Origin of the sequence: Roseococcus sp. SYP-B2431 (assembly GCF_004336745.1) — a bacterium.
Classification (GTDB): Bacteria; Pseudomonadota; Alphaproteobacteria; order Acetobacterales; family Acetobacteraceae; genus Roseococcus.
Map to the genome: position 1 here is coordinate 158,149 of NZ_SJXD01000028.1, position 24,081 is coordinate 182,229.

The 24,081-nt window shown below is 71.6% G+C and carries 21 protein-coding genes and 1 pseudogene; 11 read left to right on the forward strand and 11 right to left on the reverse strand.

Annotated elements, in window-relative coordinates:
- Positions 1-38 precede the first annotated feature (38 nt).
- Together EJV46_RS19065 and EJV46_RS19070 are read right to left on the reverse strand one after the other, a co-directional pair.
- Positions 39-467 (reverse strand): DUF1398 family protein, encoded by a 429-nt coding sequence (locus EJV46_RS19065; RefSeq protein WP_131550301.1) that lies wholly within the window; start codon positions 465-467, stop codon positions 39-41.
- Between the two features lie 13 nt (positions 468-480).
- Positions 481-930: a MarR family winged helix-turn-helix transcriptional regulator gene (locus tag EJV46_RS19070; RefSeq protein WP_131550302.1), complete on the reverse strand. Its 450-nt coding sequence runs from the start codon at positions 928-930 to the stop codon at positions 481-483.
- Between the two features lie 219 nt (positions 931-1,149).
- Between EJV46_RS19070 and EJV46_RS19075 the strand changes: the two genes are divergently transcribed.
- Together EJV46_RS19075 and EJV46_RS19080 are read left to right on the forward strand one after the other, a co-directional pair.
- Positions 1,150-2,328, forward strand: coding sequence for an efflux RND transporter periplasmic adaptor subunit (locus EJV46_RS19075; protein ID WP_131550303.1), 1,179 nt, complete (start codon positions 1,150-1,152; stop codon positions 2,326-2,328).
- 7 nt (positions 2,329-2,335) lie between these two features.
- Positions 2,336-5,482, forward strand: a complete 3,147-nt coding sequence (locus EJV46_RS19080) for an efflux RND transporter permease subunit (RefSeq protein ID WP_131550304.1) — start codon at positions 2,336-2,338, stop codon at positions 5,480-5,482.
- A gap of 126 nt (positions 5,483-5,608) precedes the next feature.
- On the opposite strand, the gene EJV46_RS19085 is transcribed toward EJV46_RS19080, so the two are convergent.
- The 3 genes from EJV46_RS19085 to EJV46_RS19095 form a co-directional block, all read right to left on the reverse strand.
- A complete protein-coding gene (locus EJV46_RS19085; RefSeq protein ID WP_131550305.1) occupies positions 5,609-6,316 on the reverse strand; it encodes a tRNA (guanosine(46)-N(7))-methyltransferase TrmB in 708 nt (235 codons plus the stop codon).
- A gap of 68 nt (positions 6,317-6,384) precedes the next feature.
- Complete coding sequence (gene metK, locus EJV46_RS19090; RefSeq protein WP_131550306.1) at positions 6,385-7,572, reverse strand: methionine adenosyltransferase; 1,188 nt, start codon at positions 7,570-7,572, stop codon at positions 6,385-6,387.
- Between the two features lie 163 nt (positions 7,573-7,735).
- Positions 7,736-8,986 (reverse strand): D-amino acid dehydrogenase, encoded by a 1,251-nt coding sequence (locus EJV46_RS19095; RefSeq protein WP_131550307.1) that lies wholly within the window; start codon positions 8,984-8,986, stop codon positions 7,736-7,738.
- 89 nt (positions 8,987-9,075) lie between these two features.
- Here EJV46_RS19095 and EJV46_RS19100 point away from each other — a divergent pair, with 89 nt between their 5' ends.
- The 4 genes from EJV46_RS19100 (at position 9,076) to EJV46_RS19115 (ending at position 12,747) form a co-directional block, all read left to right on the forward strand.
- Positions 9,076-9,876, forward strand: coding sequence for a bifunctional 2-polyprenyl-6-hydroxyphenol methylase/3-demethylubiquinol 3-O-methyltransferase UbiG (locus EJV46_RS19100; protein WP_131550308.1), 801 nt, complete (start codon positions 9,076-9,078; stop codon positions 9,874-9,876).
- Entirely contained in the window at positions 9,873-10,592 is a 720-nt protein-coding gene (locus EJV46_RS19105; protein WP_131550309.1) for a bifunctional 2-polyprenyl-6-hydroxyphenol methylase/3-demethylubiquinol 3-O-methyltransferase UbiG, read from the forward strand. The genes EJV46_RS19100 and EJV46_RS19105 overlap by 4 nt, the downstream gene beginning before the upstream one ends.
- Positions 10,593-10,865: 273 nt before the next feature.
- Positions 10,866-12,047 carry an MFS transporter gene (locus tag EJV46_RS19110; RefSeq protein WP_165585617.1) on the forward strand — a complete coding sequence of 394 codons (1,182 nt, stop codon included), beginning with the start codon at positions 10,866-10,868 and terminating at the stop codon, positions 12,045-12,047.
- A 28-nt stretch (positions 12,048-12,075) separates the two neighbouring features.
- On the forward strand, positions 12,076-12,747 hold the full coding sequence (locus tag EJV46_RS19115) for a hypothetical protein (protein WP_165585618.1): 672 nt from the start codon (positions 12,076-12,078) through the stop codon (positions 12,745-12,747).
- A 64-nt stretch (positions 12,748-12,811) separates the two neighbouring features.
- Here the strand turns inward: EJV46_RS19115 and phaR are convergent, their stop codons facing one another.
- On the reverse strand, positions 12,812-13,357 hold the full coding sequence (gene phaR / locus EJV46_RS19120; RefSeq protein WP_131550312.1) for a polyhydroxyalkanoate synthesis repressor PhaR: 546 nt from the start codon (positions 13,355-13,357) through the stop codon (positions 12,812-12,814).
- A 516-nt stretch (positions 13,358-13,873) separates the two neighbouring features.
- Here phaR and EJV46_RS19125 point away from each other — a divergent pair.
- Together EJV46_RS19125 and EJV46_RS19130 are read left to right on the forward strand one after the other, a co-directional pair.
- Positions 13,874-15,007, forward strand: a complete 1,134-nt coding sequence (locus EJV46_RS19125) for an alpha/beta fold hydrolase (RefSeq protein ID WP_240782653.1) — start codon at positions 13,874-13,876, stop codon at positions 15,005-15,007.
- A gap of 102 nt (positions 15,008-15,109) precedes the next feature.
- Positions 15,110-16,285 carry an acetyl-CoA C-acetyltransferase gene (locus tag EJV46_RS19130; protein WP_131550313.1) on the forward strand — a complete coding sequence of 392 codons (1,176 nt, stop codon included), beginning with the start codon at positions 15,110-15,112 and terminating at the stop codon, positions 16,283-16,285.
- 48 nt (positions 16,286-16,333) lie between these two features.
- Here EJV46_RS19130 and EJV46_RS19135 read toward each other — a convergent pair whose 3' ends face one another.
- From EJV46_RS19135 to proB, 5 genes and pseudogenes are all read right to left on the reverse strand, one after another.
- Positions 16,334-17,242: a flagellin gene (locus EJV46_RS19135; RefSeq protein ID WP_131550314.1), complete on the reverse strand. Its 909-nt coding sequence runs from the start codon at positions 17,240-17,242 to the stop codon at positions 16,334-16,336.
- A 338-nt stretch (positions 17,243-17,580) separates the two neighbouring features.
- The gene (locus EJV46_RS19140; RefSeq protein ID WP_131550315.1) at positions 17,581-18,780 is read right to left on the reverse strand and encodes an HWE histidine kinase domain-containing protein; all 1,200 of its coding nucleotides are present in this window, start codon (positions 18,778-18,780) and stop codon (positions 17,581-17,583) included.
- A 111-nt stretch (positions 18,781-18,891) separates the two neighbouring features.
- Positions 18,892-19,335: a hypothetical protein gene (locus tag EJV46_RS19145; protein WP_131550316.1), complete on the reverse strand. Its 444-nt coding sequence runs from the start codon at positions 19,333-19,335 to the stop codon at positions 18,892-18,894.
- 179 nt (positions 19,336-19,514) lie between these two features.
- Positions 19,515-20,306, reverse strand: a complete 792-nt coding sequence (locus tag EJV46_RS19150; RefSeq protein ID WP_131550317.1) for an undecaprenyl-diphosphate phosphatase — start codon at positions 20,304-20,306, stop codon at positions 19,515-19,517.
- A 303-nt stretch (positions 20,307-20,609) separates the two neighbouring features.
- Positions 20,610-21,725: pseudogene (gene proB, locus EJV46_RS19155) on the reverse strand (glutamate 5-kinase); the annotation flags it as partial.
- 82 nt (positions 21,726-21,807) lie between these two features.
- Here proB and EJV46_RS19160 point away from each other — a divergent pair.
- The 3 genes from EJV46_RS19160 (at position 21,808) to EJV46_RS19170 (ending at position 24,069) form a co-directional block, all read left to right on the forward strand.
- The gene (locus EJV46_RS19160; RefSeq protein ID WP_131550318.1) at positions 21,808-22,437 is read left to right on the forward strand and encodes a YjbF family lipoprotein; all 630 of its coding nucleotides are present in this window, start codon (positions 21,808-21,810) and stop codon (positions 22,435-22,437) included.
- 120 nt (positions 22,438-22,557) lie between these two features.
- Positions 22,558-23,070, forward strand: coding sequence for a CHAP domain-containing protein (locus tag EJV46_RS19165; RefSeq protein WP_240782654.1), 513 nt, complete (start codon positions 22,558-22,560; stop codon positions 23,068-23,070).
- A gap of 33 nt (positions 23,071-23,103) precedes the next feature.
- Positions 23,104-24,069: a tripartite tricarboxylate transporter substrate binding protein gene (locus EJV46_RS19170; RefSeq protein WP_131550319.1), complete on the forward strand. Its 966-nt coding sequence runs from the start codon at positions 23,104-23,106 to the stop codon at positions 24,067-24,069.
- The last annotated feature ends 12 nt before the right edge of the window (positions 24,070-24,081 follow it).

The window sequence follows — 24,081 nt, forward strand, 5'->3', positions numbered from 1 at the left end:
TGATGGACCAAAGGGAAAGGGGGGCGGAAGCTCTTCCGTCATCGCGGGGGGTCGTGCCGCTCCTGCCCGGGCGCCGGGGGGAAGGGCTCGACATGGAAATCCCCCTTCCGCCCGTAATAGATGGCGCGCCGCCCGGCGAGCGAGACGATGTAGCCCACGCATCCCGCCGCCGCGATGCGGGCGCAGAATTCGCGGTACCTGATCCGCCCCTGCTGGACGGCGCGCACCGCCGCATCCACGCCCGGCGCCGAGAAGGCCATCGCCGGAGGCGCGGCCAAGGCGTGATTCGGCGTGCGGTGGGATTCGCCGCCGGGCAGGTAGTAGATCTTATCCGCGCGCAGCAGGTCGGCGTGGTAGCGCTCGATCCCCGCCGCAAGGAGCCTGCCGACCACCTCGCCGAAGGTGACCCGCTCCGCGTCGGACAGGCGGGTGCAGGCCTCCACGGCCTGTCTCGCCTCGTGGTTCATCTCGCTCTCCTCGTCATTTCATCGGGATGGATTTGAGGCCGTGCCGGCGCAGGATCTCCCGCATCACGGCCTCGACCTGCGCCCGCTCGCCCTGGCTCAGATGGCCGAAGAATTCCGCATCGTTGCGGTCGGCGAGGAGGGCCAGCTCCGGCACCAGAGCGCGGCCGGCGGGCGTGAGGGCGAGCGACTGGAAGCGCCCGTCCCCTTCCCCGGCCGCGCGGGCGACGAGCGCCTTGGCCACCAGCCGCTCCGCCAGCTTGGAGATGGCGCCGCGCGTGAGCTCGAGCCGGTCGGCCAGGGCGCTGGGCGCCAGGGCCTCCGCCCCGTGCAGCTCGCGCAGGACGACCCATTCGGCGACGGTCACCCCGCGGTCGGCCAGCTTGAGGCCGAAGGCATGCGAGACCTGGTTGGAGACGAAGCGCAGCCAATAGCCGAGATGTGCCTCGAGGGGAGGGACGGTCATTGACTAGGAAACTAGCCATCATCGGTTTCCTAGTCAACCATATTGGCGCCGACATGCGAGGGTGCCTGCCGTCGCCCCGGCCGGGGGCGGATCGCCGGGCGGGAAAGCGGTCGGCCCGCAATCCGTTCGGCCTGACATCCGACGCAGCGAGGCGGCTTGACCTTGCGGCAGGTTTACGGTGCACATAGATGCCGACTCCGGCTCGAGGTTAGGACCCGCATGCGCCTTCCGGTTGCTCCCCTCATCCTGGGCATGGCGTTCTTTGCCCTCGCCGCCAAGGCCCAGATGCCAGGAGGTCCGCCGCCCGCGGTCGGCATCGTCGAGGCCGCCCGCCGCCCCGTGACCGAGAGCACCGAGTTCATCGGGCGCGTCGAGGCCATCAACCGCGTCGAGATCCGCGCCCGCATCACGGGCTTCCTCGAGGAGCGCCTCTTCACCGAGGGCAGCGAGGTCGCCGAGGGCGCGCGGCTCTTCACCATCGAGCACGCGCCCTTCCAGGCCCAGCTGGACCAGGCACGCGCCAACGTCGCCTCGGCCGAGGCCAGCCTCGCCAATGCCCGCGTCTCGCTGACCCGCGCGCGCGAGCTCCGCACCAGCGGCACCGGCACACAGGTCGCGCTCGACAACGCGACCGCGCAGGAGCGCACGAGCGCCGCCCAGCTGCTGGGCGCGCAGGCCGCCGTGCGGATCGCCGAGATCAACCTCGCCTATGCCGACATCACCTCGCCCATCGCCGGCGCCATCGGCGCCACGACCTATACGCCGGGCAACGTGGTCTCGCCCTCGAGCCAGCCGCTGGCCACGATCGTCAGCCAGGATCCCATGCGCGTGGCCTTCACCATTCCGCAGCGCACGGCCGTCGAGCTGCGGAACCGCTACGAGGGCCGCGGCGGCACCTCCGCCGTGGTGGTGCGCATCCGCCGCGTCGACGGCAGCCTCTACGAGCATCCCGGCCAGATCGACTTCATCGACACCTCGATCAGCCGCGACACCGACTCGCTGCTGCTGCGCGCCAGCATCCCGAACCCGATCCGCCAGGGCGCCCAGCAGAACCAGGCCGGCGCGCGCGGGCTGATCGACGGGCAGTTCGTGACCGTCCTGCTGGAAGGCGCCGAGCCGGTGCAGGCCATCGTCATTCCGCGCTCCGCCGTGGCGCAGGACCAGCAGGGCTTCTTCGTCTACGTCGTCGACGGCGAGAACAAGGCCCAGCGCCGCAACATCCGCATGGGCACCAGCACGGCCGAGAACGCCACGATCGAGAGCGGCCTGGAGGTCGGCGACAAGGTGATCACCGAAGGCATCCAGCGCGTCCGGCCCGGCCAGGCAGTGAACCCCGCCCCGGCGGGAGCCTCGCCCGCGGCGCCGAGACCCGGCGCGCCGGCCGGCCGGCCGGGCTGAGCCCGGCATGTTCTCCGCGATCTTCGTCCGGCGCCCGCGCTTCGCAGTCGTCATCTCGATCGTGATGACGCTGGCGGGCCTGCTGTCGCTCACCGTCATCCCCGTCGCCCAGTTCCCCGACATCGTGCCGCCCGTCGTCCAAGTGACGGCGCGCTATCCCGGCGCCTCGGCCGCGGTGGTCGAATCCACCGTCGGCCAGCTCATCGAGGGCGCGGTGAACGGCGCCGACCGCATGCTCTACATGCGCTCGAACAGCGCCAATGACGGCACCTACTCGCTCGCGGTCACCTTCGCGCTCGGCACCAATCCCGACATCAACACGGTGAACGTGAACAACCGCGTGCAGGGCATCCTGGCGCGATTGCCGCAGGAGGTGCAGCGCAGCGGCGTGACCGTGCGCAAGCAGTCCTCCGCCGTGCTGCAATTCGTCGCCGTCACCTCGGAATCGGGCGAGCAGGACCCGCTCTTCCTCTCCAACTACGTCACCATCAACATGCTCGACACGCTGCGCCGGCAGCCGGGCGTCGGCGACGTGCAGATGTTCGGCGCGCTGGACTACTCCATGCGGGTCTGGTTCCAGGTGGACCGGCTGAACAACCTGAACATCTCGACCACCGAGATCATCGCGGCGATCCAGAGCCAGAACATCCAGGCGGCGGCCGGCCGCATCGGCGCCCGGCCCATCGGCGACGACCAGCAGTTCCAGTTCAACATCCAGACCCAGGGCCGCCTGATCACGCCCGAGGAGTTCGGCAACATCGTCATCCGCGCCAATCCGGACGGATCGGTGCTGCGCGTGCGCGACGTGGCCACGGTGGAGCTCGGCGCCGCGAGCATGGACGTCGAGGCGCGCCTGAACACCAAGCCCACCGTGACCATGGGCATCTATCTCTCGCCCGGCGCCAATGCGGTGCAGGTGGCCGAGGAGGTGCGCAAGACGCTGGCTCGCCTGCAGACCCGCTTCCCCGCGGGCATGGGCACCACCGTGGTGTACGACACCTCGACCTTCGTGATCGACACGATGAACGAGGTCATCAAGACGCTGGTCGAGGCCTTCATCCTCGTCGTGATCGTCGTCTACCTCTTCCTGGGGTCGTTCCGCGCCACGATCATCCCCGTGGTCGCCGTGCCGGTCAGCCTGATCGGCACCTTCGCCGTGCTCTTCGCCATCGGCTACACGGCCAATACCATCTCGCTGCTGGCGCTGGTGCTGGCCATCGGCATCGTCGTGGACGACGCCATCGTGGTCGTCGAGAACGTCGAGCGCGTGCTGGAGGAGCATCCCGAGCTCACCCCGTCCGAGGCCACCATCAAGGCCATGGGCGAGATCACCGGCCCGATCATCGCCATCACCCTGGTTCTGCTCTCGGTCTTCGTGCCGATCGGCCTCATCTCGGGCGTGTCGGGCCAGCTCTTCAAGCAGTTCGCGGTCACGATCAGCGTGGCCATGCTGATCTCGGCGATCAACGCGCTGACGCTCTCGCCCGCGCTCTGCGCCCTGTTCCTGAAGCACGAGGGCCCGAAGCGCGGCCCGATCAAGTATGTGCTGCGCGCCATCGACAAGGTGCGCGACGGCTATGCCTGGATCGTGACCCGGCTGGTGCGCGTCGCCGTGCTCTCCCTGGTGCTGACCGGCGTCATCGCGGTCGCCATCGGCTGGATCGGCGGCCGCACCCCGCAGGGCTTCCTGCCTTCCGAGGACCAGGGCGCCTTCTTCGTGCAGCTCCAGCTGCCGCAGGGCTCCTCCGTCGCCCGCACGCGCGAGGCGACCGTCCTGGTCGAGAATATGCTGCGCGAGAACACGGCGATCGAGAACATCCTCGCCATCGTCGGCTTCTCGCTGATCGACGGCGGCGCGCAGTCGAACTCGGCCTTCATCGTGGCCCGGATGAAGCCCTTCGAGGACCGCACGGCCGTCGGCGACAGCGTCTTCGCCGGCATCGGCCGGGTCTTCGGCGGGGCGCAGGGCATCCGCACGGCCAATGTCTTCGCCTTCAACATCCCGCCGATCATCGGCCTCGGCACGGGCGGCGGCTTCGAGTACCAGCTGCAGGACTTCGAGGGACGCGACCCGGTGGAGCTCGGCGGCGTGATGCTCGCCATGATGGGCGCGGCCAATGCCGATCCGCGCCTCGTCGGCGTCTTCTCCACCTTCTCGCCCACCACGCCCTCGCTCTACCTCGACGTGGATCGCGACAAGGCCCAGTCGCTCGGCGTGCGGATCAGCGACATCTTCACCACGCTGCAGGCGTCGCTCGGCGGCTTCTACGTGAACGACTTCAACCTCTTCGGCCGCACCTGGCAGGTCAACATCCAGGCCGTCGCCACCGACCGCGACGACATCCCTGACATCTGGCGCCTGCAGGTCCGCAACTCGCGCGGGCAGATGGTGCCGCTGCGCGCCTTCGCCGACGTCCGCGTCGTGCTCGGGCCGCAGACCATCCAGCGCTACAACAACACGCGCAGCGTCACGCTGAACGGCCAGGGGCGGCCCGGCATCTCCTCGGGCGCGGCGCTGGCCGCGATGGAGGAGATCTCGGCCCGCGTGCTGCCCTCGGGCTACAGCTTCGACTGGACGGGCACGGCCTATCAGGAGAAGCAGGCCTCCGGGCAGACCGGCCTGCTGATCGCGCTGGCGCTGCTCTTCGCCTATCTCTTCCTGGTGGCGCTCTACGAGAGCTGGACCATCCCGGTTCCGGTGCTGATGTCGGTCGCGGTGGGCGTGCTCGGCTCCTTCGCGGCGCTGTTCGTCGCCAGCAAGCCGCTCGACGTCTATGCGCAGATCGGGCTCGTCGTGCTCATCGCCTTGGCGGCGAAGAACGGCATCCTGATCATCGAGTTCGCCAAGGAGCAGCGCGAGGCCGGGCATTCGGTCCGCGAGGCCGCCATCCTCGGCAGCCGCATGCGGTTCCGCGCGGTGATGATGACGAGCTTCGCCTTCATCCTCGGCCTCGTACCGCTGGTGATCGCCCAGGGCGCGGCTGCCCTGTCGCGTCAGGCGGTGGGCCTGCCGGTCTTCGGGGGCATGCTGGCGGCCTCCATCTTCGGCATCTTCATGATCCCGATGCTCTACGTGGTCTTCCAGGGCACGCGCGAATGGATCAAGGGCAAGTTCGGCTTCGGCGGCAAGGAAGAACCGGCCAAGGCGCACTGAACCCGGCCGGGCGCTTCCTCCGGACGGATGCCGGGTGCTACCGCGACCCGCCGCCCGTGTCGGCGGTGGGTCGCCCTTTGATCGACTGCGAGTGAAGGGGTCCAGGGCCAAAAGCCCTGGCGGGGGTCAAGGGGGCGGCGCCCCATTGCGCGTCCAGACCCAGTACATCGGCTTCCGCCCCGCCGCGATCGCCTTCGCCTCGTAGCGCGTCGGCGGCCAGCCCTCCGGCCGCTCCTCGGCCGGAGCATCCGCTCTGAACAGCGCGCTGGGCCGCAGCACCTCCTCCACCCAGGCCTGGTAGGTCGGGTCGTCCGAGGCGATGCGCCACTGCGCGCCCGGCTTCAGGGCGCGGGCGACGATGGGGAGCATCTCCGGATGCACGAAGCGCCGCTTGGCGTGGCGCGACTTCGGCCAGGGATCGGGGAACATGAGGTAGAGCCGGTCGAGGCTCGCCTCCGGCAGCGCCAGCAGCAGCTCGCGCGCATCCGAGGGCCAGAGGCGCAGGCGCCCGGGGATCGGGAAGGTGGCCTCCGCGCCGTCGGGCACGATCTCGGTCAGCAGCGAGCAGAGGCCGTGCTCGTAGACCTCGCTGGCGATGAGCGCGACCGCCGGATGCTCGCGCAGCAGGGCGAGCGTGTGCTCCCCGCCGCCAAAGCCCACTTCGAGCCAGAGCGCCGAGGCCCCCAGCGCGAAGCCCAGATCGGTAAAGCGGATGCGCGGCACGGCCTCGGCCAGCAGCCGCTCCTGGCGGGGGCGCAGCTTGTGGCCGCGTCGCCGGCCATAGAGGCGATGCGGGACGCCGTCCGGCCAGTCGCTGGGGGAATCTTCACTCATGCGGCACCCATAAACGAAAAAGGGCGGCGCCGAGACCGGCGCCGCCCCTTCGAACCTACAAAGAGGCGTTACCGGCCGAAGGCGCGCTTCAGCTCGGGGACCAGGTCGGTCTTCTCCCAGGTGAAGGTGCCCTTCTCCTCGTCCGGCGTGCGGCCGAAATGGCCGTAGCTGGAGGTCGGGACGTAAATGGCCCGGTTGAGGTGCAGGTGCTCGCGAATGCCGCGCGGGGAGAGGTTCACCATCTCCTGCACGACCTTGGCCAGCTTCTCCTCGTCCACGTCCTTGCCGGTGCCGGCCAGGTCGAAATAGACCGAGAGCGGCTTGGCCACGCCGATCGCGTAGCTGACCTGGATGGTGCACTTGTCGGCGAGGCCGGCCGCCACGACGTTCTTCGCCACGTAGCGCGCCGCATAGGCCGCCGAGCGGTCGACCTTCGTCGGGTCCTTGCCGGAGAAGGCGCCGCCGCCATGCGGGGCCGCGCCGCCATAGGTGTCGACGATGATCTTGCGGCCGGTGAGGCCGCAATCGCCGTCAGGGCCGCCGATCACGAAGGTGCCGGTCGGGTTCACGTAGAGCTCGGCGTCCGGGCACATCCAGCCCGACGGCAGGCTCGTCTCGATGATGGGCTTCACCATCGCCTTGATCTGGGCGGAGTCGAGCCCTTCGACGTGCTGCGTGCTGAGCACGATCGAGGTGGCGCCGACCGGCTTGCCGTCGACGTATTTCAGCGTGACCTGGCTCTTCGCGTCGGGCAGCAGGCCCCGCACGGCCACGTCGCCGTTGCGGCGCATCTCGCTGATGCGGCGCAGGATCAGGTGCGCGTAGTAGAGCGGCGCCGGCATGAGATCGGGCGTCTCGGTGCAGGCATAGCCGAACATGATGCCCTGGTCGCCGGCGCCCTCGTCCTTGTTGCCGGCCGCGTCCACGCCCTGCGCGATATGCGCGGACTGGGCGTGCAGGTGGCACTCCACATGGGCATTGGCCCAATGGAAGCCGTCCTGCTCGTAGCCGATGTCGTGCACGGCGAGGCGCGCGCGGTGCATCAGCAGCTCGGGCGTGATGCTGCCGGGGCCGCGGGTCTCGCCCGCGATGACGATGCGATTGGTGGTGACCAGCGTCTCGCAGGCCACGCGGGCATACGGATCCTGTTCGAGGAAGGTGTCGAGCACGGTATCGCTGATGCGATCCGCGACCTTGTCGGGGTGGCCTTCGGAGACGCTCTCCGAGGTGAACAGATACTCGCCCGTATCGCGCATGGCTTGGTTCGGCCTCTTGTCGCTGGTGGAGGATGGATGGGTGGGAATCCGCCCAAGAGCCATCCCTTGGGCGACCGGACACCCCGGTCAGGCTGGCCCGCGTCGCGCGAGCGGAGGTTGTTTGGCAGTGGCCTGGGAAGCCGTCAATCCGTGCTGCGGCGCATCATAATCCGAGCCCGTCGAGGGGAATCGGCGCCGGCCGGCCCTCGATCGCCGCCGCCACCACCGCCGCGCTGCCCATCGCCAGGGTGAAGCCGAGCCCGCCCTGTCCGAGGTTGAGGAAGAGCCCTTCCGTGCCCGGAACCCGGCCCAGCAAGGGCAGGCCGGTCGGCGTGACGGGTCTCAGGCCGGTCCAGGGGTTGAGCTCCGTCCAGTCGGCCGCTTCCGGGAAGGCCTCCCGCGCCTGGCGCAGCAGCGTCGACAGCCGCCTCTCGTCGAAGCCCCGGTCCTCCCCCACGAGATCCGCCATACCGGCGACGCGAAGGCGGCCGCCCAGCCGCGCATAGACCACCTTGGCCGCGCTGTCGGTCACGCTGATCCGCGGCGCGGCCTCCTCGCGCGTGATGGGCAGGGTCAGCGAATAGCCCTTCAGCGGCGCGACCGGCAGGCGGAGCCCCAGGGGCCGCAGCAGCGCCCGCGCCCCGGTGCCGAGGGCCACCACCACCGCATCCGCCTCGATCACGCCGGCGCCCGTCCGCACGCCGCGCACGCGACCTTCCGCCCGGATGATCTGGTGGACGCGGGTGCCGAGCCGGAAGTCGACCGCGTGATTCGAGGAGGCCAGCACGGCCGCGATCCCCTCGCAGAAGAGCCGGCAATCGCCGGCATCCTCGCTGGCCGTATGGACGCCGCCCGCGATGCGGTGGGCGATGCCGGCCAGCGCCGGCTCCAGCGCCAGGCAGTCGTCGCGGCCGAGGACGCGCTGCTCGCTGCCCCACTCGGCCTGGAGCGCGACCTGCCGCCGGGCGCCTTCCACCGCCGCGGCGTCCGGCAGTAGCACGAGCTTGCCGGCGGGCGCGAAATCGAAGGCGAATTCCCGCCGCGCCGCCAGCTCGCGCGTCAGGTCGCGCGAGAGATAGGCGAGCCGCAGCAGCCTTCGCGTCGTCCGCTCGGAGGTCGCGGCGTTGCAGGCGCGCAGGAAGCCCAGCAGCCAGGCCCATTGCCCCGGATCCATCCGCGGGCGGAAGCGCAGGGGGCCGTCCGGGTCCAGGAGCCAGCCCGGCACCTTGCCGATCACGCCCGGTCCCGCCAGCGGCGCCACGTAGCTGTAGGAGAGCTGCCCGCCATTGGCGTGGCTGGCGCCGCGCGCGACCTCCGGCTCGGCGTCGAGCACGGTCACGGCATGGCCCTCGCGGGCGAGGACATAGGCGGCGGCGAGGCCGGTCACGCCGGCGCCGAGGATCAGGACGCGCATCCGGCCTCTCTGCTTCCCAGATGCGGCATGCGTCAATGGCAGGGCCTCGCGGCCCGTGCTAGGGAGGGCGGACGAACCCGGGATCGCGCATGGACCTGCCCAAGACTCCCCTGAGCAACAGCGCCCTGCTGAACCGCATCAAGCAGTACCACTGGTTCCACTCGATCCCGCTGCGCCCGGGCATCACCACCTACGGGGCGAAGACCGAGCAGATCCTGGAGCAGGAAGAGCGGGCGCTCATCTCCGGCATCGACTTCCAGGGCCGGACGGTCCTCGATGTGGGTGCCTGGAACGGCTATTTCAGCTTCTCCGCCAAGCGCCACGGGGCCGCCCGGGTGCTCGCGACCGACAGCTTCACCTGGACCCATCGGTACTACCGCGGCCAGGAGACCTTCGAGCTGGCGCGCGACGAGCTCGGCCTCGACATCGATTCCCTGCTGATCGACCCGACGCAGATCACGCCCGCGATCGGCACCTTCGACATCGTGCTCTTCCTCGGCGTCTTCTACCACCTGTTCGACCCGATCGACGTGCTGCAGCGCATGCGCGCGGTCACGGGCCAGCTCCTCCTGATCGAGACCCATCAGGACCTGGCGGACCGGACCCAGCCGGGCATGGTCTTCTACCCGGGCACCATCCTGAACAACGACCCCACCAACTGGTGGGGGCCGAATCCCGCCTTGATGCTGCACCTGCTCCAGTCGCTGGGCTTCGCCCGCCTCCTCTACCGCCACTATCCCCACCCGCCCGGGACGCCGATGACCCGCGGGATCTATGCCTGCCTGACACCGGAGGCCGATCTCGCCCTCGTCGAGCGCCTCGGCCCCGAATGGCGGGAGCTGGATGCGCCGGGGATGGTCGCCGCCCTGGCCGCCGAGGTGCGGCGATGAGCGGCGTGGCGTCCTACCGCTGGCTGCAGAGCATCCGCCTCGGTCCGGACCTCGTGACGCCCGGGCTCCAGACCGAGGCCGAGCTCGCGCGGCTGGAAGAGGCGCTGTTCGGGCCGATCAACCTCGCGGGGGCCGAGGTGATCGAGGTCGGCGCCTGGAACGGCGCCTTCAGCCTCGCCGCGAAGCGCCGCGGCGCGGCGCGCGTGGTGGCCACGGACCATCTGGCCTGGACCCTGCCCGGCTCGGTCGCCCAGGCGGCGACCGAGTTCGCCGCCCGCGAGACCGGCCTGGGCATCGAGACCCGGGTCATGGATCCGCGCGGCTTCGAGCCGTCCTTCGGCCAGTTCCACGTCGTCGTGGCGACGGAGTTCTTCACGCAGCTCTTCAACCCGATCGCCGCGCTGAAGGGGCTGCGCGCCATCACCTCGCGACTGCTGCTGATCGAGACCATCCAGGACGGGATGGAGGAGAACCGGCCCGTCATGATGGCGCATACCCTGCCGACGGCCTATGGCGCCGCGGTGGCCGGTTGGGCGCCTAATCCCGAGGCCGTGAAGCACATGCTGCGGGAGCTGGGCTTCGACCGCATCTTCCATCGCGACCATCCGACGGCCGGGCGCGGGCGCGGCCTCTATGCGGCGCTGCTGCCGGAGACGCCGGAGGAGGCGCTGACCGGCTTTGTCGCGCTTTGGACCAGCCTCACCCATCCGGGCTGACATTGGGACTCCCGGCCGGGCGGCCGCGCGCAGAGCGAGCCCCCCGAGGGCCATGCGCCGCGCGGGTGGCAGCCCTGCCGCATTTGACTTGCCGCGACGCGCTCGGGCACATCCCGGGCATGCGCTCATCTCGCCTCCTTTCGCGTGCGGCTCTCCCCACGTGGCGGGCGACGCCGCTCGCCGCCGGACCATGCGGGCTGAAACGCGGCTGAGGCCGCGCCTGCCGACCCGCAACCCATGACCGAGGAGGCGCCCCAAGGCGCCGAGCATTCCATGTCCGTCACCCCCCTGTCCGGAACGGGGGCCGCGCCCATTCCGCGCGGCATCCAGTTTCCCGTCTTCGTGGCGGCCGCTACCTGCGCCTTCGCCGGCGTCTGGATGAGCGTGCCGCTCGCCTCCGTGCTGCTGACCGAGCGCGGCGCCTCGCCGGCGCTGGTCGGGCTCTATGCCGCCTCCGTCTGGGTCGCCGCGCTGCTGGCCGCACCCCTCTCGCCCTGGCTCGCCGGGCGGGTGGGCGGCGCGCTGCGGATGCACCAGCTGGCGGTGGTGCTCTCGATGCTGGCCCTGGCCGGGCTTGGCACCAACCCCGCGATCCCGCTCTGGTTCGTGCTGGGCTCCGTGCTGGGCGTGGCCTCCTGCCTGACCTGGACCAGCTCGGACGCCATCGCGGGCGCCATGGCGCCCGTGGGACGTGAGGGGCAGTTCCTCGGCATCTACCAGACCTTCGTCTCGGCCGCGATCGGCGGCGGGCCGGCTGCACTGTGGTTCTTCGGCGTCCGCAACGAGGCCTTCTTAGGCTCGGCGCTGATCATGGGCCTGGGCCTGGCGCTGACGCTCGCCCTGTGCGAGCCGCCGGGCGCGGTGCCGCGCCGCATGCGGCTCACCTTCCTCCGGCTCAGGCCGGTGGCGCTGATGATGATCGCGCCCTCGGGGGCCGCGATGCTCTGCGGCGCGCTGGAAGGCTCGGCGGGCGCGGTCTTCCCGGTGCAGGGGCTGGCGCTGGGGATGGCCGCCGCGGCCGCGGCCTCGGTCGTGGTGGCGACGGGATTCGGCAATATGCTGGCGCAGTACCCGGTGGGCATGATGGCCGACCGGCTGGGCACGCATCGCGCCCTGCTCGGCTGCGCCGTGGTGGTGGCGGTAGGCTCGCTGCTCTGGCCCTGGCTGGCGCCGGGCTGGGGGATCTGGCCGGTTCTGGCCGTCTGGGGCGGCGCGGCGGGCTCGATCTATACGCTGGGGATGGTCCGCGCGGTGCAGCGCTTCGCGGGCCCCGCTCGCGCGTTGGGCATGGCGGGGCTGAACACGGCCTATCTGCTGGGCGGCGCCCTGGGTGCGCCGCTCGGCGGGCTGCTGCTGGAATCGGTGCCGGGCTGGGGCCTGCCCGTCGCCCTGGCAGCGGTGGCGCTCGGCGGCGGATTGGCGCTCAGTGTGGCGGCGCTCCGCCGAGGCGGATGACCGGTTGCGGATGACAAGGAGTCTGGCGATGCGTTGGTGTCTTCTCTTCCTGGCCGTGACGGGCGCCGCCGCGGCCCAGACCAGCCCGCCGGCGCGGCCGCGCCCGGCGCCGCCCGCGGCGGATGCCATCGCCTCGCCGGGCCATCCCGGCTGGACCGTGGACGCGGAAAACGGCTGCTGGGTCTGGAACCCCAACCCTCAGCAGGAGGAGACCGTCCGCTGGACCGGCACCTGCCCCGAGGGCCCGGCCCAGGGCGAGGGCGTGCTCGGCTGGAACTACAAGCGCGAGGGCGAGCCGGGCAGCGAGCGCTACGTCGGCACCATGGCGCGCGGCCGGATGCACGGCATCGGCACCTATCTCGAATCCACCGGCGAGATCTACCAGGGCGAGTTCCAGGAAGGCCGGGAGCAGGGGCGCGGCCTGCGCGTCTTCCCCACGGGCCGCTACGACGGCGAGTGGCGGCAGGGCCGGCGCCACGGGCGCGGCGTGATGTTCTGGATCAACGGCAACCTCTTCCGCGGCGAGTTCCGCGAGGGGCTGCCCGACGGGCCCGGCGAGTTCTACAGCGTGGAGGGCGGCTGGTTCCGCGGCAACTGGCGCGCCGGCTGCTTCCGCGAAGGCGACCGGGTGGCGGCGATCGGCAAGCCGATCGAGGAATGCGCCCCGCCCGGCGACGACGGGCCGGGACCGCGGCTCTGATCCCGGGCCGAAGCTCCTGCGTGCCGGGTGGGCAGGCTGGCGTTCCGGCGATCCGATCTGAGGGCTAGCGCCCCTTCTGCGCCGCCAGCTCGGCCTTGAGCGCCGCGTTCTCCGCCTTGAGCGTCTCGAGCTCGCTGCGGGCGCCGCCCGCCTGGAACGGCGTGAAGAGCCCCATGGCGCGCTCCAGCATCGCCATGTTGCGCTGGCTGATCTCCTCGATGGAGAAGGGCTTCAGCGCCTGCTCCATGCCGCGCCGGATTTCCTCCTGCTGGCGCGCGAAGCCGGACATGGTGGCCTCCAGGTAGCGCGGCAGCACGCCTTGCAGGCTGTCGCCGTAGAAGCCGATCAGCTGGCGGAGGAAGCTCTCGGGCAGGAGGTGGCTGCCCTTGGACTCCTCCTCGACGATGATCTGTGTCAGGACCGAGCGGGTGATGTCGTCGCCCGACTTGGCGTCGTAGACCACGAAATCGCGCCCCAGCCGCACCATCTGGGCCAGATCCTCGAGCGTGACGTAGCTGCTGCTTTCCGTGTTGTAGAGGCGGCGGTTGGCGTACTTCTTCACGACGACAGGAGGCGTCGCGGGTTTGATGTCTGCCGGTTGGTCGGGCATGCGGCGTTCCCCCAGTCAGGCGTTCGGTGGTCAGGCGTTCAGTGGTCAGGCGTTGTGGTCTGGCATTTGTTCCCGCGCGAGCGTAGCACGTGCACCAAGGGATGCGAGCAACCTTCGCATGGCTGGAATTTCAAGCTTAGTCATGGGCATGGATGGACCGACCCGAGGATCTCGATCGACTGGCCGCCGACTGGATCGCCCTGTGGGAGAGCGAGCTGGCGGCGCTCGGCCGGGACGCGGAGCTGGCCGAGGCCTGGGCCTCGTCCGTCGCGCTGATGTCGGCCTTCTGGCGGGCCCAGGCGTCGTACATGTCGGCCCGGATGGCGGCGGCGAAGTGGCCGCATGAGCCTTCCCCCTTCACCTTCGGCCCGGAGCCGCCGCGGCCCGCGGCCCCTTCCGCTGCACCTGATGCTGGGCGCGGCGCGGGGCCTGGCCGCGCTGACGAGCTCGCCCCTGGAGCCATCGCCGGGGGAGCCATCCCCGGGGGCGCCATCCCCGGGGGGGCCGCTCCCGGGGATGCCGCCCTTCGCGCCCGGCTGGCCGAGTTGGAACGGCGGCTGGCCGCGCTCGAAGGCGGGCCAGGCGGAGGCGGCGCGGATCGCCCGCGCCCTCGCCAGCCTCGAGCCCGGCGCCCCAAGCCCTGAGGCCTTCCGGGCCGCCGTTCTGCGGCGGCTCTGGCGACAGGACGCCGCGCTGCTGAGGGGCCTCGCCGCCTATCGCCGCCACCCGCATCTCCGCGCCCTGTCCGATCCGCCGGTGCTGTGGAGCGAGGGCTCGGCGCGGCTGCTGGATTACGGCGGCAAAGGGCGGCCGGTGCTCTTCGTACCCTCGCTGGTGAACCGGCATTACGTTCTGGACCTCGACGAGGGCGCCTCGCTCATGCGGCACCTCGCGGGGCGCGGCTTCCGGCCGCTGCTGCTGGACTGGGGCTGGCCCGGGCCGGTCGAGCGGCGCTTCACCCTCACCGACCACATCGCCGGCCGGCTGGAGCGCGCGCTGACGGCGGCGCCGGCGGGGCTGGTGCTGGCCGGCTACTGCATGGGCGGGCTGCTGGCGCTGGCCGCCGCGCTCCGCCGGCCCGACCGCGTGGCGGCGCTCGCCCTGCTCGCCACGCCCTGGGACTTCTCCGCCGACCCGCAGGCGGGCGGCCTCGCGCGCCTGCTGCCGGGGCTGGAGCCGCTGATGGAACCGGCCGGCGCGCTCGGCGTCGACATGCTGCAGAGCCTCTTCGCCATGCTCGACCCCTACGCCATCCCGGAGAAGTTCCGCGCCTTCTCGCGGCTCGACCCCGCCGGCGACCGCGCCCGGCGCTTCGTCGCGCTGGAGGACTGGCTGAACGACGGCGTGCCGCTCCCCGCGCCCGTGGCGCGCGAGACGCTCGGCGGCTGGTACGGCGAGAACGCGCCAGCCCGCGGCGCATGGGCGGTGGCCGGCCTGCCGGTGCTCCCGCGCGACTGGCGCGGCCCCGCCTTCGTCGCGATCCCGGCGCGCGACCGCATCGTGCCGCCGGGCTCGGCCCTGCCGCTGGCCGCGGCGATCCCGGGGGCGGTGACCCATGTCGCGCAGGCCGGGCATATCGGCATGGTCGCCGGCCAGGGCGCCGAGGCTGCGCTGTGGCGGCCGCTGGGGGACTGGCTGGCGGCGCTGTAGGTTCCTGTCGCATCGCCGTCCCCGAGACGAGGGCGCGCCCCCTCCAACTGGACGCTGGCCGCCCCCAGATGCAGAGTGACGCCCAACCCTGGGAGAGAACCCATGACCGACATCGTCATCGCTTCCGCCGCACGCACGCCCGTCGGCAGCTTCAACGGCGCGCTCGCCTCCCTTCCCGCCCATGAGCTCGGCAAGGTCGCAATCGAGGCGGCGCTGAGCCGCGCGGGCGTGTCCCCCGAGGAGGTGGACGAGGTGATCCTCGGCCAGATTCTCACCGCCAATGCCGGCCAGAACCCGGCCCGGCAGGCCGCGGTGAACGCCGGAATCCCGGTCGAGCGGACGGCCTTCGGCATCAACCAGCTCTGCGGCTCGGGCCTGCGGGCGGTGGCGCTGGCCGCGCAGCAGATCGCGACCGGCGACGCCAAGATCGTCGTCGCCGGCGGCCAGGAGAGCATGAGCCAGGCGCCGCATGCGCAGAACCTGCGCGGCGGGCAGAAGATGGGCGCCCTCGAACTCACCGACACGATGCTGAAGGACGGGCTGTGGGACGCCTTTCACGGCTACCACATGGGCAGCACGGCCGAGAACGTCGCGCAGAAGTACCAGCTCACGCGCGGCGAGCAGGACGAGTTCGCGGCGAACTCCCAGCGCAAGGCGGGCGAGGCCATGAAGGCCGGCCGCTTCAGGGACGAGATCGCGCCGGTGACGGTGAAGGGCCGCAAGGGCGACACGGTCGTCTCCGACGACGAGTATCCGAAGCCCGACACCACCGCCGAAGTCCTCGCCAAGCTGCGCCCGGCCTTCGCGAAGGACGGCACGGTGACCGCCGGCAATGCCTCGGGCATCAACGACGGCGCGGCAGCGCTGGTGGTGATGTCGGCCGAGGAGGCGAGGCGGCGCGGGATCAAGCCGCTCGCGACCATCAAGAGCTGGGCGACGGCGGGCGTGGACCCCTCGATCATGGGCACGGGCCCCATCCCGGCGAGCCGCAAGGCGCTGGAAAAGGCCGGCTGGACGATCGGCGACCTCGACCTGATCGAGGCCAACGAGGCCTTCGCGGCGCAGGCCTGCGCGGTGAACAAGGATCTCGGCTGGGACACGTCCAAGGTGAACGTGAACGGCGGCGCGATCGCGCTGGGCCATCCGATCGGCGCCAGCGGCGCGCGCGTGCTGACGACGCTGCTTTACGAGATGCAGCGCCGCGACGCGAAGAAGGGCCTCGCCACGCTGTGCATCGGCGGCGGCATGGGCGTGGCCATGTGCCTCCAGCGCGACTGATCACGTCCGGGGCGGCGCCTGTCATTGCCCCGGGGGCCGCCCCGCCCCTCACCCCTTGAACAGCGACAGCAGCATCTGCGGTGCCTGGTTGGCGATGCCCAGCGCCTGGCTGCCCAGCTGCTGGCGGATCTGCAGCGACTGCAGCCGCGCCGATTCCTTCGCCAGGTCCGCGTCGATCAGCGCGCCCATGCCCGCCTCCTGCGCGTCCATCTTCGCCTTGTTGAAGTTGATCTGCGTGTCGACGTAGCGGCTATAGCTGCCGAGGTTGTTCAGCGCCGTCAGCGTGTTGTTGATCGCGACGTTCACCGCCCCGCCCGTGGTCAGCGCGTCCGCGAAGCTGCTGATGGCATTGGCGAGCGTGGTGCCGGCCGCCACGCCGGCGGTCGTCATGCCGAGATTGGTCAGCGCGGTGAATCCGGCCTGGCCGTTGACGCCCTGGGTGGCGATGCGCGCGAAGGAATAGGTCGCGCCCTCGCCGTTGCGGACCGTCTTGATCTCGCCGAGCGTCGTGCCGGTGTCGCCCACCGTCGCCGTCGTGTTCAGCATGGACTGGCCGTTATAGGTCGTGTCCGTCACGAAGTTGGAGATCTGGCTGAACTTCTCCTTCAGCGAGGCGATGTACTGGCTGCGCTGGGCGGGCGTGATGTTCGCGTCCGAAAGGGCCACCACGGTGGACTTCACGTCCTTCAGCACGGTCGAGATGTTCTCGAGGCCGGTGCGCGTGGTGTCGAGCAGCCCCTTGATGCCGCCGAGCTGCTGGTTGGCCGAGGTGGTGGAGGCGAGGTCGCCACGGATGCGCTCGGCCACCGCATAGGCCGCGCCGTCGTCCCGCGCGTCGGAGACGCGGAAGCCGGTGGAGATGCGCTTCTGCGTCGCCTCCATCTCGGCGCTGGTCCGGTTCAGCGACTGGAGCGCGACCATCGCGCCCATATTTGTGTTCACGGAGTTGAGCGACATGGGTGTTTTTCCTCGTCTGTCGGCGCCCGCCGGGCGGCGCGGTATGTGGTCGGGTCGTGCGAATCAGCGCCTGCGCGCGGAGGCCCCAGGGGATGGCGGGCGCGCGGCCGGGGCCTCGGGCGTGATGATCGAAGATGGGAAGGCGCCGTGGATCTGAATCCAGCGCGCCGGTCCGCCGGGCGATACGCCCTTCGCGGCCAGTGAGGTGTCCTGCATCCTGCGGGTCCGGTCCTGTGTCGCCATGGACATGGACCGGGGCCGGTTAACGGCCGGCTAACGCCGCGGCGAAACCGAATCTTTTCGAAGGCCAGCCCGGCGCCGGCTTCCGGGTATCCGTCTCAGATCGCCAGGTTGGCCGGCGACAGCGTGATCGTCACGACCAGCCCCTGCGGCCGCCAGTCGAGGTCCAGACCGCCCATGAGGCGCTGGACCACGATGTCCTCCACCATCGTCGCGCCGAAGCCCCGCGCTTCCGGCGGCGCCGCCACCGGAGGGCCGCCCTGCTCCGCCCAGTTCAGGACGAACTGCCCGCCCAGGAACCGCCAGGAGATCTCCACGCGGCCCTCCCGGGTCGCCAGCCCGCCATACTGGGCGGCATTCGCCGCGAGCTCGTGCAGCACCAGCGCGAGGCCGGCCACCGCCTGCTCGCCGCAGCGCACCGGCGGGCCGGACCAGGTGAAGCGGTGCGGCGCGCCGGGTGCCGGATCCTCGTGCGGCCGAACGATCTGCTCCACCAGCACACGCAGGTCCGAGGTGGGGCTGGCGGCGTCGCGCGATCCGCGGCGGACCAGCGCATGCGCCATGGCGAGGGCCCGCATGCGGCCCGAGATCTTCTCCGCCAGATCTTCCTTCGTGCCCGCCGTGCGGGCGCTGAGCCGGACCATGCCGTCAACGACGGAGAACAGGTTCCTCAGCCGGTGGCTGATCTCGCGCGCCAGCGTCTCCTGGTCGGCCAGCGCGCGCTGCAGCCGACCTTCCGTCCGCACCATCCGCATGGCGATGCCCACGAAGCCGGCCAGCTCCGTCATCGCCCGGGCATCCCCGCCGTCGAAATGCCCTTCGGCCCCGGCGACGATCCAGAGCGTGCCGAGGGGGGTCTCGCCGCCGAGGTTCAGCGGGATCAGCAGGATCTCGGGCAGCTCGAATCCGCCCTCGGCGATCCAGCCGTAGAGCCGCTCCGGATGCCGCGCCAGAACCGGCGCGCCCCGGGCGAGGGTGACGGCGGAGGGGCTGCTGTCGCCCGGCGTCGCCGAATCCTCGAAGGGCGCGAGCAGGCCGCGCAGGTGGCGCCAGCGGAAGAGGCCCGGCGCGGGCGTCTCCTGGAGGAGGCTGAGGCCGGCGGAGACGCCGCCGGTCATCTCCATGGCAAGATCGACGAAGCGCGGCAGCACCCGCTCCGGCTGCTCCGCCATCAGCCCGGCCAGCTCCTGGAGGGCGCGCTTCTCGCGCAGCGGATCGTCGCGCCTCGGCGGCCGGCGCTCCAGCTCCTCGGTGATGTAGATCTCGGGCGTCGGACCGGAGGTCCGAACCGTTTCCATCAGGGTCTTCTCCTGCCCGCCCCTTCTACAACACCGGGCCGTCTGCCGGCGAGGCGCAAAAAAGCCGGGGAGGGCGGCGCCCTCCCCGGCCTTCGGGCCGTCCAGCCTGGATCAGGCGCCGCGGAGCGCCATCTCGATCTGCCGCATGGCCTCCTGGCGGTCGCGCTTGCGCAGCGCCTCGCGGGCGCTGGAGATGGAACTGATGCGCGGCCCCGCCGCCGGGGTGCCGGCCCGCGACGGCTCGGTGCTCCGGCTCAGCAGGCGGGTCTCGGCCCGCTCCAGGAACTCGTTGGCCTGGCCGAGATTGCCCCGGCCGATGGCGGCCTTGGCCTGCATCAGCCAATCCTGCACGCCCCGCGCGTCGATGTCGTCGGCGACGGCGCCGTCGCGGTTCTGCATGGGGACGGAGGGCGGGCCGGAATTGCGACGCTCGCGCTCCATCTCGGTGAGCGAGTCGCTGCGGCCGGGCGCCCCGTATGGCTGCATCTGCGCCAAAGCGGGGGCGGCGAGCAGGACGGTGCCGAAGGCGGCGGTGAGCCAGGTGCTTTTGCGCATGTGGGTCTCCTCGGAGATCGCTGCCCGGGCGCGTCGCCTTGCCCGGGTCGTGGGGGAGCCGGTCGCAGACCGGAAAGGGGCGCGCCGTGGCCGGCACGTCCTCCGCCCCTAGGGAGCGGATGCGCGATGAACGCCTGGGGCCAGGGCAGGTTGCCCGCCTGCCACCCCCCGCCGCGAGCCTACCCCAGCAGCAGCACCGCCAGCATCACCACGCCGAGGGCGATGCGGTACCAGCCGAAGGGCGTGAAGCCGATCCGCCCGATCACGGCCAGAACCGCCTTCACCGTCGCCAGCGCCACCACGAAGGCCGTCACGAAGCCCACGGCGATCAGCGACATCCCGTCCATGGACAGCTCGTGCCGCGCCTTCAGCAGCGAATAGGCCGTGGCCGCGAGCATGGTCGGGATGGCGAGGACGAAGCTGAACTCGGCCGCCGTCCTGCGGTCCACGCCGCAGAGCAGCGCCGTGATGATGGTGGCGCCGGAGCGCGAGGTGCCCGGGATCATCGCCAGCGCCTGGCCGAAGCCGATCAGCACGGCGGCCAGCGGGCCGATCTCGGGGACGGAATGGATGCTCGGTTCCGGCATCTTCCGCTCGATCGCGATGATGGCGATGCCGCCCAGGATCAGCGCCACGCAGACCACATAGGGGTTGAAGAGCAGCGCGGTGATCGTGCCGTGCAGCGTCGCGCCGATGACCATCGCGGGCAGGAAGGCGAGGAGGATGTTGATGGCGAAGTAGCGCTGCGGCGTGCGTGGGCGCCACATGTGCCGCAGCACGTCCAGCAGCTTCGGCCAGAAGACCACGACCACCGCGAGGATGGCGCCGAGCTGGATGGAGATCTCGAAGACCTTGCCCGGCGGGCCCTGGAAGCCGAGCAGCTCGCCCAGCAGGATCAGATGGCCGGTGGAGGAGATGGGCAGGAACTCGGTGAGGCCCTCGATGAGGCCCATCAGGAATGCGTCGAACATTCTCTACCTTTGTTGCTTGTGCGCGGCCGATTCACGGCCGGCTTCGCCCGGCCGATCGGAGACGGGCTGCGCCGCCGATTCACGGCCGGCTTCGCCGGACCGATCGGACGCGGGCTGCGCGGCCGATTCACGGCCGGCTTCGCCGGACCGATCGGACGCGGGCTGCGCGACCGATTCACGGCCGGCTTCGCCCGGCCGATCGGAGGCGGGCTGCGCGACCGATTCACGGCCGGCTTCGCCCGGCTGATCGGAGGCGGGCTGCGCCGCCGATCCACGGCCGGCTTCGCCCGGCCGATCGGAGGCGAGGACCAGATCGTCGCGGTGGACGAGCTCGTCGCGGCCACGCCAGCCCAGCAGCGCATCGATCTCGGCGCTGCGATGGCCGGCGATGCGGGCAGCATCCGCGGCGTCATAGGCGGAGAGGCCGCGGGCCAGCTCGCGCCCCGCCTCGTCCCGCACGCTCACCGCATCGCCGCGCGAGAAATCGCCCGTCACCGCGCGCACCCCGGCCGGCAGCAGCGAGCCGCCGCGCAGCAGCGCCCTGCCCGCGCCGGCATCGACCACCAGCGCGCCGTGCGGCTGCAAGGAGCCGCCGATCCAGCGCTTGCGCGCCGTGCGGCCCTCGGGCAAGGCCAGGAACCAGGTGCAGCGCTCGCCGGATTCCAGCCGCGCCAGCGGGTGCGGCGCATGGCCCAGCGCGATCGCCATGGCGCAGCCCGCGCCCGTGGCGATGCGCGCCGCGATCAGCTTGGTGCGCATGCCGCCGGAGGAGTAGCCGGGAGGCGGATCGCCGCCCATGGCCATGATCTCGTCGGTCAGGCGCTCCACGACCGGCAGATGCGCGGCGGCCGGATCCTTGCGCGGATCGGCGGTGTAGAGCCCGTCGATGTCCGAGAGCAGGATCAGCGCGTCGGCCGAGATCATCTCGGCCACGCGGGCGGCGAGGCGGTCGTTGTCGCCGAAGCGGATCTCGGCCGTGGCCACCGTGTCGTTCTCGTTGATGACCGGCACGCAGCCCAGCTCGGCCAGCGTCGCCAGCGTGGCGCGGGCATTGAGATAGCGGCGGCGGTCCTCGCTGTCCTCCAGCGTGAGCAGCAGCTGCGCGGCCCGCAGGCCATGCGCCGAGAGCGCATGGTCCCAGGCGCCGGCCAGCCGGATCTGGCCAACCGCGGCGGCGGCCTGCTTCTCCTCCAGCCGCAACACCTTGCGCGTCAGGCCGAGCGTGCCGCGCGCCAGCGCCACCGCGCCCGAGGAGACGACCACCACCTCGACGCCGCGCGTCCGCAGGGCGGCGATGTCGGCCGCCACGGAATCGAGCCAGCCGACGCGCGGCTCCGCCTTCTCCACCAGGAGGGCAGAGCCGATCTTGACGACGATGCGTCTGGCCTGGGCGAGAGAAAAGGGGGCGAGCGGGGACATGGCGGCGCGTCTGTGGGGGTTTTGACCGGCGGGGGCAAGACACCCCCTCGTTACATGCCATTCGCCTTTCTAGTCTGCGGCGATGCGACTGCTGCTCCTTCTCCTGCTGGTTCCGCTGTCGGCCTGCGGCCGAAGCTCGCCCCTGGCCGAGCTGACGCGCCTCTTCCAGGGCGGCGAGAGCGAGCCCGACCGCCTCGCCATCGCCGAGGCCGAGAGCGAGGAGGATGGCGAAGGCCCGCAGGTCCGGTTCGCGCTGGGCCGCCGCGCCGCCAATGCCGTGCTCATCCAGCAGCAGGGCGAGCGCCGCATGTGGCGCGCGCCGGGCGGCGTGGTGGTCGCGACCGACGGGCCGCGCGTGGTGGCGACGGCGGGGCTGCCGCAGATCGTCATGGCCACGCGCTTCGACGGGCCCGATCCGCTGGACGATCCGCGCGCCCTGCTGGAGCGCGGCGCCGAGGTACGGCGGCTCGTCGATGTCTCCGGCGCCTCGCGCAGCCCGGAGACGATGCGCTTCGGCGTCGCCTTCGATTGCCGCCTGCGCGCGGCGCGCACCGAGGAGGGCATGATCCTGGTGGAGGAGCGCTGCCGCGTGCGCGGATTCCCGCCCGTGACGAACCGCTTCTGGGCCAGCGCCGAGACCGGCCAGGTGGGCTTCGCCGAGCAATGGGTGGGGCCGGGGATGGGGCCGCTCAGCCTGGATTTCGAGCCTTAGCGCCACGTCGTCCTCGCCATCCGGCGGCGATCCTGGCAATATCGGTCCAGCGCTTCGGGGGAAGCGCCCAGGGGGTTCTTTCCAGTGGCGATCGCGTGCTTCCCGTCGATGCGGCGGGGCGTGCTCCTTCTCGGCCTGCTGTCGGCGCTCGCGGGCTGCGGCTCGAGCCATGTCCGCAGGCCGACCATCGCCGGCGTGCCGGATCCCGGCGCCAATCTCGACCTCTCCTGCGTGCCCTATGCCCGCGCCCGCTCCGGCATCGATCTGCGCGGCGACGCCTGGCAATGGTGGGCCGCCGCGGAGGGCCGCTACCTCCGCGGCGGCCGGCCCGCGCCGGGCAGCGTGATCGTGCTCGCCCGCACGTCGCGGCTGCCCTCCGGGCATGTGGCGGTCGTGGCGCGCGTCGTCTCCCCGCGCGAGATCCGCGTGGACCACGCCAATTGGGCGAGCGGCTCGGGTCGGGGCCGCGTGGCGCGCGACCAGCCGGTGCTCGACGTCTCGCCGCGCAACGACTGGAGCGAGGTGCGCGTCTGGTTCCCCCGCGTCGGCGACTACGGCAACACCGTCTTCGCCGCGCATGGCTTCATCGCGCCCCATCGTGCTTCGCGCCGGCTCGATCTCGCGGGGCGTTGAGGGCATAAGTTCCCGGACGACGGAGGATCGAGAATGTCAGCCACACGCCGCGCCCTGCTCGCGCTTCCCGCTCTCGCGACGCCCGCGCTCGCCCAGCCCGCCTGGCCGGACCGGCCGGTGCGCGTCATCGTGAGCTTCCCCGGCGGCTCCACGCCGGACATCGCGGCCCGCGCGGTCAGCAACCACCTCGCCCAGGCCTTCCGCCAGCCCTTCGTCATCGACAACCGCGCCGGCGGCGGCGGCACGATCGGCGCCGACGCGACCGCCAAGGCGACGGACGGCCACACGCTCGGCGTGACCATCGGCGGGCCGGGCTCGATCGCGAAGATCCTCAACCCGCAGCTGCCCTACGATCCGGTGACGGAGCTGGTTCCCGTCTCGCTGCTGGCGCGCATGCCCTTCGTGCTGGCGGTGAATCCGGGCGTGCCGGTGAACGACGTGGCCGAGCTGGTGGCCTATGCGAAGGCCAATCCCGGGAAGCTGAACTACGGCTCGGTCGGGGCCGGCAGCACGGGACACCTGGTGGTGGCGGAGATGGCCGCCCGGCTCGGCATGGAGATGACCCATGTCCCCTTCCGCTCGGTGCCGCAATCCGTGACGGAGATCGTGGCCGGGCGCATCCAGCTCATGGCGGCCGCCGCCGGCTCGGTGCTCGGCCAGGTGCGGGCAGGCCAGGTGCGGGCGCTCGGCGTCTCGGGCGACGCGCGGATGGCGCAGCTCCCCGACGTGCCCATGCTGGCCGCGCAGGGCGAGCCGGCGGCGGGCGTCTATGCCTGGATCGGCCTCTTCGCCCCTCGGGGCACGCCGGCCGACCGCCTGGCGCGGCTGGGCCTGGAGGCCGGCCGCGCGCTGTCCAACCCCGAGACGGGCCGCGCGCTGGAGGCGGCGGGCTTCGAGCCGTTGGGCACGCCGCCGGCCGCGCTGGCGACGCTCATCCGCGACGAGGTGGCCCATTGGGGACCGATCGTGCGGCGGCTGGGAATCCGGCCGGAGAGCTGATCCCAGGAAGAG